Raw genomic sequence first — 14,406 nt, forward strand, 5'->3', positions numbered from 1 at the left:
GTGGCCGGGCCGGCCGCGAGGGGGCGCGGTCGCCCGTCAGTCCTCGGCGCTGGGGCTGCGTTCTCCGTGCAGTCGCAGGACGTCGGCGTCGCTGCGGAAGCGGTGGGCCCACCGGCGGCCGTCGAAGACGCTGAGGCCGGGGATGTGGCGGGTCTCCAGCGCCAGGATCACGAAGGCCGTCGCCGCGGCGGCCGGCGCGAGGCGGCCCTGGCCGGCGGCCGCACCGATCGCGGCCGCGGCGAAGATCGCTCCGGCGGTGGTCACCCCGTGGACGAGGTCGCCCTCGGTGCGGCTCTGGCGGAAGACCAGGCCGCCCCCGATGAACCCGACGCCGGTGATGACTCCCGCGAGGGCGTTGGGTGCGCCGTCCAGGGCGAGGACGGCCACGAGGGCGGCGCCGACGCCGATCATGGAGAAGGTCCGGTTGCCCGCGGCGGCCCCCCTCAGGGTGCGCTCGAAGCCGAGGAGGTAGGTGAGGACGAAGGCCACCGCGAGGTGGCCGATCGTGACGAGGGTGGAGGTGTCCGCCTGCCGGTAGTCCATCGGCCGCCCTTCGGGTGTCCTCCGCGTGAAACTGGCACGGCTGTCCGTGCCAGTAGAGCGCGCGGGCCGCCCGGGGCGCCGGGCGCGCCGCCGCGGCGGTCAGTTGTGCGGGGCCGTTCCGCTGACCCGGTGGTCGGCGTGGCTGAGGGCTTCCAGGACGAGCCGGCGCAGATGCCCGTCGCGCAGGCTGTAGTGGATGCGCCGGCCCTCGCGGCGGGTGTCGACGAGGCCCGCCAGCCGCAGTTTCGCCAGGTGCTGGCTCACCGCGGTCCTCGACGCCTCGCAGCGGTCGGCGAGCGAGCCGACGTCCGACTCCCCCTGGGCGAGCAGCCACAGGAGGTGCAGCCGGGTGATGTCCGAGAGCATCGCGAAGACCTCGGTCGCCTCGGCGAGACGCGCCCTGTCGGGATCCCGTAGGTGCGCATCGGGTGCAGGTGGCTGAGGTTCGCGAGCTGGCATACCCCACAGGGTAGGTCGCTCCGGGGAGGCGCAGGGTGAGGACGGAGCCGTAATCCATCGGACATGTGCGCAGGTGCGCATGTGTGGATATATTGGAGACGTCGTCCTCATCGTCCCTGTCCATCCCCCGGCCCGGAGGGAACCGCATGCAGAGCGTGCTGCGCGACCGCACCTACCGCCGCCTGTTCGGCGCCCAGGTCATCGCCCTGACCGGCACCGGCCTGGCCACCGTGGCCCTCGGCCTGCTCGCGTACGACCTCGCGGGCGCCGACGCCGGTTCGGTGCTCGGGACGGCGCTCGCGATCAAGATGGTGGCGTACGTCGCCGTCGCCCCGGCGATCGCCGCGGTGGCCGACCGGCTGCCGCGCCGGGCCCTGCTGGTCGGCTCCGACCTGATCCGGGCGGGGGTCGCGCTCTTCCTGCCGTTCGTGAGCCAGGTGTGGCAGGTCTACGTCCTGATCTTCCTGCTGCAGACCGCCTCGGCCGCCTTCACCCCGACCTTCCAGGCCCTGATCCCCGACGTCCTGCCGGAGGAGCGCGCCTACACGCGGGCCCTGTCCCTGTCCCGGCTCGCCTATGACCTGGAGAGCCTCTTCAGCCCCGCGCTCGCGGCCGCGCTGCTGTCGGTGGTCGGCTACGACCAGCTGTTCCTCGGCACGGCGGCCGGCTTCCTCGCCTCGTCCGCGCTCGTGGTGTCCGCCGTCCTGCCCCGGCGGGCGCGGGCCGTCGTCGCGTCCGGGCCGGGCGCGTACGCCAAGGCCACCGCGGGGACGCGACTGCTCCTGCGCGCCCCGCAGCTGCGGTCCCTGCTGGCGATGAACCTCGCGGTCGCGGCCGCCGGGGCCGTGGTCACGGTCAACTCCGTCGTGTACGTACGGGACTTCCTGGAGCTGTCCGCCGAGTCGGTCGCCCTCGCGCTCGGGGCGTACGGGGCCGGCTCCATGGCCGTGGCCCTGGCACTGCCGCGGATCCTGGAGAACCGCCCGGACCGGCGGGTGATGCTGACCGGAGCCCTGCTGCTCCCCGTGGCGTTCGGCGCCCTCGGCTTCATCACCTCGGCGGACAGCGGCGGTTGGCGCTGGCCCGCGCTGCTGGTCACGTGGGCGGCGTTCGGGGCGGCCTGCTCGATGGTGCTCACGCCCGCCGGCCGGGTGCTCCGGCGGGCCACGCCGGAGGGGGACCGCACCGCGGTGTTCGCCGCCCAGTTCTCCCTGTCGCACGCCGCCTGGCTGCTGACCTATCCGCTCGCGGGCTGGGTCGGCGCGAAGGCCGGGCTCGGATGGGCGACGGCGGCCCTCGGCGCGATCGCGCTCGCGGCCGCGGCCCTCGCCGCCCGGCTGTGGCCGGCCGGGGCGGCCACGGAGGAGGTCCTGGGCCACGTACACGAGCACGAGCACCGCGGGCTGACTCCCGGGCATCCGCACCTCCACGGAGCACGCCGGGCCGGGGCGGGGTGGCGGCACAGCCACCACCACTTCACGGACGAGCTGCACGCCGCCCACGGCTGAGCCGCCCCGAGGCCACCCGAGGCGACCCGAGGCGACCCGAGCGGACGATCCGACGACGCACAGCGGACGTACGGCCGACGGACTGAATTCGATCACCCGTTAGTCACAAGCGATCACATCGAGTGACCCCTTTCTGCCTATTTGTGTGAATAGATCACCACACTGGTCCTCCTAGGGGCGAGTCCTCTTCCCCGAAGGGCAGCCGATGCGACGTGTCGTGAGAAGCCGCGCCGGTCTCCCGTACCGGCGCCGGCGCACGGTGGCCGCGCTCTCCGCGGTGGCCGCGTGCGGCTTCCTTTCCACGGCGCCTTCCGCCGCATCGGCCCCGCCGGACCCCGGTACCACCGCCTCCGAGTCCCCCGGGCCCTCCGCGTCCGCCCTACCGGCCGCGCCCGCCGCCGGTACGGGACAGCCGTCCTCGGGAACGGAACCCCGCGGCGACACGGGACGAGTGGAGGAGCCCGGGGCGGACAGCGGGGCCGCCTCGCAGCAGCTCCGGGAGGGCGCGGATCTGGCGGTGTCGGGTACCCTGCGGCCGACCGAGACCGCCGACCGGGAGAGCGCCGCTTCGGCGGCGCGGGAAACCTTCGACTACGTCGTGACGGTGACCAACCGGGGACCGTCCACCGCCCGGCAGGTGCGCGTCACCGACCGGTTGCCGCTCGCCCTGGAATTCGTCTCGTCCCGCGACGGCTGCACCGCGAGCGGCCGGACCGCGGTGTGCGGGCCGTTGGCCACGCTGGCGGTGGGCGCCTCGCACGCCTGGGTGATCACCGTGCGGCTCGCTCCCGGCTACCGCGGAGACGGTACGGACATCGTCAACGAAGCGGTCGTCGACTCGGCCACGTCGGACCCGGACTCCCGGAACAACACCTCCACCCTGACCGGCCTGGAGATCCCGCCCAGTGCGCGAACGGCCGACCTGTCGCTCCGCAAGACGGCGGTGCTCCCGAGGGGACGGGAGCACGTCAGGCCGGGCGAGAAGTTCACGTACCTGATCACGGTGCGCAACGAGGGCCCGGCGACGGCGCGGCAGCTCCAGGTCACCGACCTCCTGCCGTCCTCGCTGGTCCTGCTCTCCTCACCCGACGACTGCGCGGTCGCGAAGAGCGGGGAGCGGCGGGTGGTCTGTCCGCCGCTGGACCGTCTGGCGGCCGGGGAGACGACGGAGTACCGGATCACGGTACGGGCCGTCACCGGGGACCGGGCCGCCCAGCCGCCGCCCGACAAGTGCACGCCCATCGAGAACCTCGCCCGCGTCACCTCGGCGAGCTTCGACCCCGACCTCTCGGACAACGCCAACCGGCCGGGGACCACCGGGCCGGGCGGCGGCCGGCTGTGTCTGGTGTCCGACGGGCACGGGGAGCAGCACCACGGGCACGGCGGGCACGACGGTCGCGGGGACGGCGGAGACGGTCGCGGGGACGGCGGAGACGGTCGCGGGGACGGCGGGGACGGCCACCACGGCCGCGACGACCACCACGACGGCCGGGAGCAGCACGGCGGCCGCGGCGACCTGGCCCACTCCGGGGCCACGGTCCCGGCCTGGCTGCTGTGGACCTCCACCGCGCTGGTGGCCGCGGGAGCGGCGCTGCGGACGGCCTTCCGGGTGCGGCGCCCGTGACCGGCGGTCCGCCGCGGCCCCCGCGGCGGACGACCGCCGCACGCCCCACCGCAACGCGAGAAGACAAGGAACGTTCCGGTATGACGATGCCCCGGAGTGCCCGGTGGCGCAGGGCCGCCGCGGCCTTGCTGTGCACGACGGCGCTGGTCCTGCCCGCAGCCCTCGCCCCACCCGTGACGGCGGCCCCGGCCGCCGGGGCCGACCCGGCCGGCGGCCCCCGGCCGCGGGCGCTCGCCTTCCCCGTCAACGAGACCTTCGACAGCTCCACCAACCTGGGCAGCACCAGCGGCAACGCGAGCTATCCGGAGGGCGGCGGCTGGCTGCGGCTGACGTCCGCGAGCTCCACCCAGGCCGGCACCTGGAAGCTGAAGGACTCCTTCCCCTCCAGCCTCGGCATCCTCGCCGAGTTCAGCTACGCCACCTACGGGGGAACGGCCTTCGAGGGCAAGCGCGGTGACGGGCTGTCGTTCTACCTGGCCGACGGCGCGGCGGCCGACGGGGTCGGCTCTTCCGGCGGAGCCCTCGGCTACGCCTGCTCGGGCAGCGCGGACTCCTGTGCCACCTCGGGCGTACCGGGCGCGTACCTCGGCATCGGGCTGGACGAGTTCGGCAACTTCTCCTCGAACACCGTCGGCAACGGCGGCCCGGGCGGCCAGCCCAACAAGATCGTGGTGCGCGGCGGAGGCAGCGGAAGGACGGGGTACCGCTTCGCCACGTCCGCCGACGGGCCGGGCAAGACCGTGGAGACCGGCAGCCGCGCCAAGGAGCGCACGGTACGCGTGTCCCTGCTGCCCAGCGGTACGAAGATGCTGCTGTCGGTGTGGTCCGACAGCGGCCCCGGCACGACCATGACCCAGCTGATCACCGACTTCGACGTCACGGGCATCACCGGCCAGCCGAAGCTTCCGGCCACCCTCAAGGTGGGATTCTCCGGGAGCACCGGTGGCGCGACGAACGTGCACGAGATCGACGGCCTCAGGATCAACGTGCCGGCCGACCTGACCATCGCGAAGACGGGCTCCCCCGCGACCGTGCCCGCGGGCGGCGGACCGGTGACCTACACCCTGGCCGTCTCCAACAGCCAGGCCAACGAGGTCGCCGGCGCCGCCGTACGCGACACCGTGCCCGGACTGACCGGCGTGACCTGGACCTGCCGCCCCGGCACCGGCGGGACCTGCGGGCAGGCCTCCGGCAGCGGGAACGCCCTGAACACCACGGCCGACTTCCAGCGGGGCGGCTCCGTCACCTACACGGTCACCGGCACGGCCCCGGCCCAGCCGGTCACCCTGTCCAACACCGCCACCGTGACCGCCCCGGCGGACCGTACGGACACCAATCCGGCGGACAACAGCTCCACCGCCCCCGCCACGGTGGTGACGGCCCGCGCCGACGTGGCCGCGGAGAAGGAGGGGGTCGGCCCCGGACCGGTGGTCCCGGGGCAGGAGTTCGCGTACCGGATCACCGCACGGAACCTGGGGCCCTCCCACACGAGCGCGGTCCAGGTCTCCGACACCCTTCCCGGGCCGCTGAGGTTCGTCTCCTCCGCCGACGCGTGCACGGCCTCGGGGCAGCAGCTGTCCTGCCCGGTCCGCGAGCAGCTGAGTGCCGGTACGAGCGCCTCGTGGACCGTACGCGTCCGGCTGGACCCGGCCTATCAGGGGGACGGCTCGGACCTCGGCAACGTCGCGTCCGTCCGGCACGCCCTCCCCGATCCGCAGCCCGCGAACGACACCAGCGCGGCCGCCGCCCCGCCGGGCGGAGTGGCGGCCGCCCGGGCCGACCTCTCGCTGGTGAAGGCCGTCGAGACCCGCTCCCCCGTGGCGCCCGGGGAGACCTACACGTACACGGTGACCGTGCGCAACGGCGGCCCGTCCGTGGCCCGGAAGGTCACGGTCGCCGATCCGCTGCCGACGGCGCTCGCGTTCGTCGCGTCGGCCGGCGGCTGCACCGCCATCGGCCGGGACGTCACCTGCGCCGCGGCGGCGACGCTGGACCCGGGCGGGGTCCGTTCGTGGACCTTCACCGTGCGCCTCGACCCGGCGTACACCGGTGACGGGACGGGCCTGCTGAACACCGCGACCGCCCGCGCGGACACCGCCGATCCGAACCTCCTCGACAACAGCGGCTCCGCCGGTGTGCCCGGCGGGCGCGTCCGCCCGCCGAGCGCCGACATCGAGCTCGCCAAGCGCGCGACGGCGGGCTGACGGGGCGCCCGCCCGCTGCCCGCCCTCCCCGGAACTCCCGTACAGCTCTCTCTGTACGGTCCTCTCCCGCACGAAACGGAACGATGCGCGATGACGACGACACCAGGCCGGCGGCCGGCGGTGTGGGCCCTGGCTCCGCTGCTCTGCGCCGCGGCCCTGTGGGCCGGACCGGTCCCCGGGGCCGCCGCCCTGCCCGGCGGAGGGCCCAGGATCGAGGTGACGGCACAGCGGGCCAAAGCTCCCGGTGACCTGATCACCTACACGCTGACCGCGAGGAACAAGGGCCCGTCGGTGGCCCGGAAGGTCACCGCGACGGACAAGCTCCCGGCCGGGATCTCCTTCGTGGGCTCCTCCGACGGCTGCACCGCCATCGCTCAGACCGTCACGTGCGGGCCCGAACCGCAGCTCGCCGCCGGGGAGACCAAGAGCTGGAGCTTCCAGGCCCGGCTGAGCCCCTCGTACCAGGGCGACGGTTCCGACCTCGGCAACAGCGCCACGGGCAGCTCCGAGGCCACCGATCCGGACCCCGCCAACAACAAGCCGGATCCGGTGCTGCCTCCGGGGCCGTTCGATCCCGTGTCGGACCTGGCCACCGTCAAGACCCCGCTGGGCGCGGGGCCGACGGTCCCGGGCCAGGAGTACGAGTACGAGGTCCGTACGACCAACAAGGGCCCCTCGGACGCGCGCAACGTCGCGGTGACCGACACCCTGCCCGTCGGTTTGGCCTTCGTCTCCTCCGCCGACCCGTGCACGGTGTCCGGACGGACCGTCACCTGCGGTCCGCTGGCCCGGCTCGTCCCCGGCGGCGAGGTGGTGTGGACCTTCAAGGTGAAGCTGGACGCCGCCTACTCCGGTGACGGCAGCGACCTGCGCAACACGGCGACCTCGGCCTCCGCGTCCAAGGATCCGGAGCCCGCCGACAACACCTCGCAGGCCGTGCTGCCGCCGGGCGGGGTCACCGCCCCGCAGGCCGACGTGTGGACGACCAAGCGGACGGCCGACAGCACTCCCGTCGCCCCCGGACAGACCTTCGACTATGTGGTGAGCGCGACCAACGACGGCCCGTCCCGGGCCCTCGGCACCACCGTCACCGACAAGCTGCCCGCGCAGCTCGCCTTCGTCTCCTCCCCCGACGGCTGCTCGGTCACGGACGGCACGGTCAACTGCGGCCCGGTGGCCGTACTGGAGCCCTCGGCGTCCCGGACCTGGCGGTTCACCGTCCGGCTGGACAGCGGCTACACCGGCAACGGATCCGACATCCGCAACACGGCGACCGCCGGCTCACGGACCAAGGACCCCAAGCCGGAGAACAACACGAGCAGCCCGGCCGGCCTGCCCGGCAGCACCGTCAACAAGCCGACCGCGGACCTGGAAGTGGTCAAGGAAGCCGTCGGTACGAAGCCTCCGGTGCCGGGCGAGACCTTCGACTACCGGATCCGGGTCACCAACAACGGCCCGTCGGCCGACGCCTTCAACGTCAAACTCACCGACGCCCTCCCCGAGGGCCTCTCGTACGTGACCTCCTCCCCGGCCGGATGCACCGTCGCCGGACACCTGGTCTCGTGCAGGCGCACCGGCCCGCTCAGGGTCGGTGACACGGTCGAGTACCTGCTCACCGTCAAGGTGGATCCCGCCTACGCCGGAGACGGCAGCGACCTGAAGAACACCGCACAGGTGACGGCCGACAACATCGACCCGGCGAGCGAGAACGACAAGAGCAGCGCGACCGTGCCCGGCGGGCACGTCACCGCGCCGGCCGCGGACCTCGCCATCACCAAGAAGCCCGTCCAGACCAGCCCCGTGGCCCCGGGCGAGACCTTCGACTACGCCCTGACCGTCACCAACAACGGCTCCTCCCAGGCCCAGCAGATCACGGTCTCCGACACACTGCCGACCGCGCTGAGCTTCGTCTCGGGCGATGCCACGTGCACCTCCGGACGGACCGTCACCTGCGGCCCGCTGCCGCGGCTGGCGCCCGGAGCATCGATGACCTGGGTGATCAAGGTGAAGCTGGACCCGGAGTACACGGGGAACGGCTCCGACATCCGCAACACCGCCACCGTCGACTCCCTGACGGGCGATCCCAAGCCCGCGAACAACACGAGCGCGGCCGCCGGCCCGCCCGGCGGCACGGTCAAGGACCCGACGGCCGACCTGGAGGTCGGCAAGACGACCCCCTGACCCCGCACCCCCTACGGAAGGCCGGCAGGGCACCCCGCCCCGCCGGCCTTCCGGCGTACGCCCTCCGCGGCGGCTCTTACAGGACCGGGCCCACCGCGCGGATTCACCCGAATGGCGGCGCTCCAATGTCCCCGCGCGCCCCCGGCACCGACGCTGGGCGCAACGCAGGACCCCCGGCGTCCCGCCCGACGAAGGAGCCTCTCGTGGCACAGGCAACGCCCCCCAGCAGGGCCCCCCACAGCAGGTACACCGCCGACGAGAACCCGTGGGCGGCGAGCGGCACCGTGTTCGCCGGTGTGCTGATGCTCGTGGAAGGCGTCCTCGGCATCCTGAAGGGAATCGTCGGCATCGCGAACGACGACGTCTACGCGAAGGTGGGCGACTACACCTTCAAGTTCGACACCACGGCGTGGGGCTGGATCCACCTGCTCCTGGGCATCGTGCTCGTGGTCGTCGGTGCCGGCATCCTCAAGGGCGCTGCCTGGGCCAGGGTCACGGGCGTGGTGATCGTGGCGCTGGACATCATCCTCAACTTCCTGTGGCTGCCCTACACGCCGCTCTGGGCCCTCATCTCGATCGCCATCGGCGTCTTCATCATCTGGGCGCTGTGCACGGATTCGGCCAGGAACCGCTCCACCGCCGCCTGAACGACGCACGGGTGCCGGGCCCGCGGAGGGCCCGGTACCCGTGGGCCGGTGCGGAGCAGGGCTACTCCTCGCGAGCCTCGCCCCGCAGGTACCCGGTCAGCCCTTGGACGACGGCCCGCCGGGCCTTCACTCTGGCGCGGATCCACTTCGCGTCCAGCCTCACGTGGAGGGGCACTTCGTCCCCCTTGCCCACGGTGATGCTGCCGACGTGACCGCCGGCCCGGCCGGCTTCGAGTGCGACCACCGCGTCCAGGAGGCGGAGTTCCACCTGGGCCGTGTCGAAGCGGCCCTCGCGCCATTCCCGGGGCGGGGCATCCGGATAAGCCGGCAGGTCGAAGCGGATGAGGACCGACGACCCCTCCTCGTGCCAGCGGACTTCGCGCACCGTGACGCCGTCGAGTCCGGGCACCGCCCGCTCCCCGTAGACCGCCCGGATGACCTCGGGGTTGTCCACGAACTCCAGCCAGCTCGGTTCCGGCGCGGGACCCGCCGCCTCCGCGGGAGCGACCTCCTCGGGCAGGGGCGGCCGTACGCGGCCGGTGCGCCGCCGCTCGCTCGCTCCGAACTCCGCGTAGTTCTGCCGGGCCCCTCGGAGCGTGACGTGGTTGGGGCCACCCACGTACTCGTCGGGATCCCGGTAGTCCCCACCGTCGTCCTGCCATCCGCAGACGGGGCAGATCTCGTGATGGCCCCTCACCTGCACCGTCAGGCTCCCGCAGACGATGCAGGGTGATGCGGCTGTCGTCACTGTCACTCCGGTTCTGGTTGCCCGTCCCGCCTGAAGGAGCTGGCGAAAATGGCAATGATCCTACTGGATCCGTGCGTCGGCCTCCTCGCCGTCAGGATCCGGCGCGAGGCCCGGCAGGCCGAACCGCGTGAACGGGGCGTTCATACCTCTGGGTGAGGCCGGTGGAGTTCGAGGGGGTCGGAGCACACATCTGTCTAGGGTGACTTCAGGTGGCGGGCAGCCGCTCCGATCGGCGCGTCGACCTATGTACAGGAGCTTGTGTGGCGCAGCAGCACACGACGTCACTCCGGCTCCGGCTCCGGTACCGCTTCGACCATCTGCTCTCGGGCGGCACGACCGCGCTCATCGGCTGGCTCGCCCTGGCCTGCCTCGCCGTCGTCGTTCCGGCCAGCGCGGTCCTCGTCTGGTCCGACCGGGCCGCCCCGGACACGCTCTCGGGCCGGCTCACCGCCGTGTGGGTCAGCGTCGGCCAGACCCTGAAGATCGGGGGTGCGGTCGGCTCCCCGCTGTACGTGCTGGCCTCGGTCTCCCTCGCGCTCGTGGCGCTGCTGTTCGTGTCGACCCTGGTCAGTCTGATCACCACGGGCATCAACCGGCGCATCATGTTGCTGCGCCGAGGTCACTCCACGGTGTTGGAGACCCGGCACACCGTCGTACTGGGCTGGTCGGACCAGGTGTTCCCGGTGATCGGGGAACTGGTGGCCGCCAACGCCAACCAGCGCCGCTCCGCGATCGCCGTGCTCGCCCCTCAGGACAAGGTGTGGATGGAGGAGGAGATCTCCGCGCGCGTCGGCGACAGCGGCAGGACGCGGATCATCTGCCGCAACGGGAGCACCACCGACCCGGCCGAGCTGCGCCGGGTGAGCCCGCGCACGGCGAGGGCGGTGCTGGTGCTCCCTCCCACCGGGGACACCGGTGACGCCCACGTGGTGAAGACCCTCCTGGCCCTCGACGCGGCCGTCCACGGCTCCGCGGAGGCGGAGGGAACGGAAAGGGAGGGGGGAGGGGAAGGGGCGGTGGTGGTCGCCGCCGTCCGCGACTCCCGCAACCACCTGACCGCCAGGCTGGCCGCCGGGCCCACGGGACACGTCCTGTGCGTGGACGACATCGTCGCCCGGCTCCTCGTCTCGACGGCCCGGCAGCCCGGTCTCTCGCTGGTCTACGCGGAGTTACTGGACTTCGACGGCGACGAGTTCTATCCGGTGGCACCCGGGGACCTCGTGGGACGTATGTTCGGCGAGGCGCTGCTGTCCTTCGACACGTCCTCGGCGGTCGGCCTGCTGCACGGCGGCGGGAACGTCACCCTCAATCCGGACCCGGGGACGGTGATCGGCCCGGCCGACCGGATCATCGTCATCTCCCGGGACGACGACACGGCCGTACGGGCGGAGGTGGCCGCCCACGTCGAGGAAGCCGCGATCGTGACGGCCGCACCCGCGACCGCCCGGGCCGAACGCCTCCTCCTGCTCGGCTGGAACCGCCGCGCCCCGCTCGTCATCGAGCAGCTCGACCAGTACGTCGCCCCGGGAACCACCCTGGACGTCGTGGCGCTCGGCGTGCACGCGGCCACGGGCGGCGGCGCCCGAGGCGTCACGGCCGTGCGCTCCCGCCTCGAAGTCTCCTTCCACGACGGTGACGTCACCGACCCGATCACCCTGGCCAAGCTGGACGTGCCCTCGTACGACGGCGTGATCGTGATCGGTGAGACGGAGCCCGAGGCCGCGGACGCGCCCATGGCCCCCCTCGCTCCGGTGACGGATCCGCAGGCGCGGGCGGACGACCGGACGCTGGTCACCCTGCTGCACCTGCGGGCCATCGGGGACACCGCGCAGCGGGACATCGTACTCACCACCGAGATGTCCGACGACGGGAACCGGCTCCTCGCACCGGCGCAGGACGGCGCCGACTTCATCGTGAGCGGCAGGCTGATCAGCCTGCTGATGACCCAGATCTCCGAGAGCCCCTACCTCGCCGCGGTCTTCGAGGAGCTCTTCGACGCGGAGGGCCACGAGTTCCACCTCAAGCCGGCCACGGACTACGTACGGGCCGGTCATGAGGTCTCGTTCGCCACCGCCGTCGAGGCTGCGCGGCGGCGCGGGGAGTGCGCGGTGGGCTACCGGCTGCGGGCGCGGAGCAGCACGGGGCCTGACTACGGGGTGCGGATCAATCCCGACAAGCGCCGGCGCGTCCGCTTCGGCGAGGACGACTGGCTGATCGTGCTCGCCGAGAGCTGACGACGGGCGGCTGACGGCCGGTGGCAGGTGGCCGGTGCCGGTGGCCGGCGGCGGGGAGCCGACGCCGACCGCCGTCGGGGCCGCCGCTACGCCGTGTGCACTTCCAGGGCGGTCCGCACCGCGGATTCCAGGGCTCCCTCGATCCACGCGGGCTTGATGGAGGTGTGGCAGCCGGCGAAGTGCAGGTTGCCCTCGGCCTTGCGGACATGGGGGAAGAGCTCGGTGTGCTGGCCGGGCAGCAGTACGGACGCCTCGCCGTACGCGTACGGGTCGCGCATCCAGGACTGGGTGCGGCCGACGCCCGTGTAGAACACCTCGACGCGCTGCCCGAACACCTCCTGGACTCCTGCGAGGGCGCGCGGGTAGCGCTCCTCGTCGTCCAGGGAGTCCCATTTCAGGGCGTCGTCCGACCAGCTGTAGGAGGCGAGGACGACACCGCCGGCGCTGCCCTCGACGGGGTAGGAGGGCTGGAACATGAAGCGGTTGGGGTTGTCCGTCACCGAGCCGCCGCCGATGACGCGGGCTGCCTCGGGCTGATCGCGGGTGACCACGCGGCTGGCGGCGTAGTGGGAGCGCTGGCCCTCGGAGACGTGGCCCTCGGGTACGGAGGAGTGGGCGCCCAGCAGGGATCCGTTCGCCGGGCTCTGCCCGGTCTGGTACTTGCGGTACAGCCCGGGCTGTACGGTCTCCAGCTCGCGCTTCCAGTCCGCCTCGTCGAACTCCCACCAGCGGCGGCTGAATTCGAGCAGCACCTTGGTGGCGGCGTCGTAGTGCAGCTCGGTGACCGCGCGCCGCTTGCCGTACGAGAGCGCGGGGGTGACGGGGATGTGGCGCAGCCCCGAGAAGGGGACGGTGATGATGGCGGTGTCGGCGGTGAAGGTCTCGCGCCGCACGGGGCTGCCGCCGCGGCCTTCGGAGACGGTCTCGACGGTGACCTTGCCCTCGCCGTGGGTGATGCGGGTGGCACGGCGGTCGAGGCGCACGAGGTCCTTGACGCGCGCGTACATCGCGTCGGCCAGGGTGGCGGTGCCGCCGGGCAGTTCGTAGAAGGCGGTGTCGGGGCTGATCAGCGAGGCGCCGATGAAGCTGTGCACGAAGGCGAGGTGCAGGCGGGAGGTGAGGTTCTCGACCGTGCCGATCAGGTCGATGGTCCGCTCGTCGAGCTTGGCCTCCTCCGTCAGGAAGCGGTACATCGACATGTGTCCGTAGCGCTGGATGACGCGCGCCCAGCCCTCGACGAGTTCCTTGTCCTTCTTGCCCTCGATCTCCCCCCGTACGGGGGCGAAGGCGTCGCGGACGATCTGCGAGGCGGGCACGGACTCGTACGCCTGCGGCACTCCGAAGGAACGATTGAGCGCCTGCGGGGCGCGCGCGTAGTCGGCGCGGCGGACGCGGATGCCGTTGATGTGGATCCACGTCCGGTAGGCGGGACGGCCGGACGCGTCGACGTCGACCAGGTGGAAGCGCCTGCGCTTGAGGCCGAGATCGTCCATCAGTCCGGTCACCAGCGGATGGCTGTCCGGGATGCGCATCGCGCCGGCCTCGGCGTACTGCTTGGGGTCGGCGAAGGGCTGGGCCGCCTTCTCGTGGCCGCCGGTGCGGAAGGTCTTGATCCGGCCGCCCACCCGGTTGGCGTTGGCCTCGATGACGGTGACCTTGTGTCCGGCCTCGCGCAGGAGGTGCGCGGCGGTGAGGCCGGCCGGCCCGGCGCCGACGATCAGCACCTTCTTGCCGGGGCGGCGCGAGCGGGGCAGGCCGTTGTTCAGCAGGATGTCGGCGTAGCGCGGTACGAGCGGCTGGTCCTGGTCGTCCCGTACGAGGATGGCCCGGGCGATCGTCAGGCAGGTGTCCCAGTCGGCGACCGCGACCCCGGGGACGGCCTGCGAGGTCTCGGCGGAGGTGACGGCCACCGTCAGCCCGCCGGCCGCCGCGACGGCGGCCGCGCCGGCGATGACGGTACGGCGGGAGGGCCGGTGGGAGGCCGCCACTGCGGGCTCGCCGGAGGCTCCGGAAGCATCAGGGGTTTGGGAGTTGGCATCGGGATCCATGATCATGACCCAACTCTTGCCGCCCGCCCGGGCAGTGGAGACCAGAAGCCGCCCGCGCGGGCAAGGACCACCCGGACGTGCGAATCCCTCCGCGCGGCGCTGACGAACTGGGTTTCGTACGAGCGACCTTGAGGCCCCCGGGCACCTTCGGGAGCCCGAGCACTTCCCATGTCCCCCTATCCCCCATCGTCTATCCCCCATCGCCTATCG

10 protein-coding genes are annotated in these 14,406 nt (G+C 72.9%); 6 read left to right on the top strand and 4 right to left on the bottom strand.

The window, feature by feature from the left end; translation table 11 throughout:
* Positions 1–36: 36 nt before the first annotated feature.
* Together OHA37_RS09445 and OHA37_RS09450 are read right to left on the bottom strand one after the other, a co-directional pair.
* Positions 37–543 (bottom strand): MgtC/SapB family protein, encoded by a 507-nt coding sequence (locus tag OHA37_RS09445; protein ID WP_266903892.1) that lies wholly within the window; start codon positions 541–543, stop codon positions 37–39.
* 99 nt (positions 544–642) lie between these two features.
* The gene (locus OHA37_RS09450; RefSeq protein ID WP_266903893.1) at positions 643–1,002 is read right to left on the bottom strand and encodes an ArsR/SmtB family transcription factor; all 360 of its coding nucleotides are present in this window, start codon (positions 1,000–1,002) and stop codon (positions 643–645) included.
* A 146-nt stretch (positions 1,003–1,148) separates the two neighbouring features.
* Here OHA37_RS09450 and OHA37_RS09455 point away from each other — a divergent pair, with 146 nt between their 5' ends.
* From OHA37_RS09455 to OHA37_RS09475, 5 genes are all read left to right on the top strand, one after another.
* Positions 1,149–2,510: an MFS transporter gene (locus OHA37_RS09455; protein WP_266903894.1), complete on the top strand. Its 1,362-nt coding sequence runs from the start codon at positions 1,149–1,151 to the stop codon at positions 2,508–2,510.
* Between the two features lie 205 nt (positions 2,511–2,715).
* Complete coding sequence (locus tag OHA37_RS09460) at positions 2,716–4,134, top strand: DUF11 domain-containing protein (protein ID WP_266903895.1); 1,419 nt, start codon at positions 2,716–2,718, stop codon at positions 4,132–4,134.
* A gap of 80 nt (positions 4,135–4,214) precedes the next feature.
* Positions 4,215–6,338 (top strand): lectin-like domain-containing protein, encoded by a 2,124-nt coding sequence (locus OHA37_RS09465; RefSeq protein ID WP_266903896.1) that lies wholly within the window; start codon positions 4,215–4,217, stop codon positions 6,336–6,338.
* Between the two features lie 90 nt (positions 6,339–6,428).
* Entirely contained in the window at positions 6,429–8,519 is a 2,091-nt protein-coding gene (locus OHA37_RS09470; protein ID WP_266903897.1) for a DUF11 domain-containing protein, read from the top strand.
* A gap of 203 nt (positions 8,520–8,722) precedes the next feature.
* Positions 8,723–9,166 carry a DUF7144 family membrane protein gene (locus tag OHA37_RS09475; protein WP_266903898.1) on the top strand — a complete coding sequence of 148 codons (444 nt, stop codon included), beginning with the start codon at positions 8,723–8,725 and terminating at the stop codon, positions 9,164–9,166.
* A 61-nt stretch (positions 9,167–9,227) separates the two neighbouring features.
* Here OHA37_RS09475 and OHA37_RS09480 read toward each other — a convergent pair whose 3' ends face one another.
* On the bottom strand, positions 9,228–9,920 hold the full coding sequence (locus OHA37_RS09480) for a CPCC family cysteine-rich protein (RefSeq protein WP_323182321.1): 693 nt from the start codon (positions 9,918–9,920) through the stop codon (positions 9,228–9,230).
* Between the two features lie 254 nt (positions 9,921–10,174).
* Between OHA37_RS09480 and OHA37_RS09485 the strand changes: the two genes are divergently transcribed.
* Positions 10,175–12,148: a CASTOR/POLLUX-related putative ion channel gene (locus OHA37_RS09485; RefSeq protein WP_266903900.1), complete on the top strand. Its 1,974-nt coding sequence runs from the start codon at positions 10,175–10,177 to the stop codon at positions 12,146–12,148.
* 86 nt (positions 12,149–12,234) lie between these two features.
* On the opposite strand, the gene OHA37_RS09490 is transcribed toward OHA37_RS09485, so the two are convergent.
* On the bottom strand, positions 12,235–14,196 hold the full coding sequence (locus OHA37_RS09490) for a flavin monoamine oxidase family protein (protein WP_443046295.1): 1,962 nt from the start codon (positions 14,194–14,196) through the stop codon (positions 12,235–12,237).
* Positions 14,197–14,406 lie beyond the last annotated feature (210 nt).

It is taken from the genome of Streptomyces sp. NBC_00335 (assembly GCF_036127095.1).
Lineage (GTDB): Bacteria > Actinomycetota > Actinomycetes > Streptomycetales > Streptomycetaceae > Streptomyces.

Bases quoted from the DNA above. Each gene is read 5' to 3' on its own strand.
- OHA37_RS09455 (WP_266903894.1), top strand. From the start codon at position 1,149: ATGCAGAGCGTGCTGCGCGACCGCACCTACCGCCGCCTGTTCGGCGCC.
- OHA37_RS09470 (WP_266903897.1), top strand. From the start codon at position 6,429: ATGACGACGACACCAGGCCGGCGGCCGGCGGTGTGGGCCCTGGCTCCG.
- OHA37_RS09445 (WP_266903892.1), bottom strand. From the start codon at position 543: ATGGACTACCGGCAGGCGGACACCTCCACCCTCGTCACGATCGGCCAC.
- OHA37_RS09465 (WP_266903896.1), top strand. From the start codon at position 4,215: ATGACGATGCCCCGGAGTGCCCGGTGGCGCAGGGCCGCCGCGGCCTTG.
- OHA37_RS09490 (WP_443046295.1), bottom strand. From the start codon at position 14,196: ATGGATCCCGATGCCAACTCCCAAACCCCTGATGCTTCCGGAGCCTCC.
- OHA37_RS09460 (WP_266903895.1), top strand. From the start codon at position 2,716: ATGCGACGTGTCGTGAGAAGCCGCGCCGGTCTCCCGTACCGGCGCCGG.
- OHA37_RS09450 (WP_266903893.1), bottom strand. From the start codon at position 1,002: ATGCCAGCTCGCGAACCTCAGCCACCTGCACCCGATGCGCACCTACGG.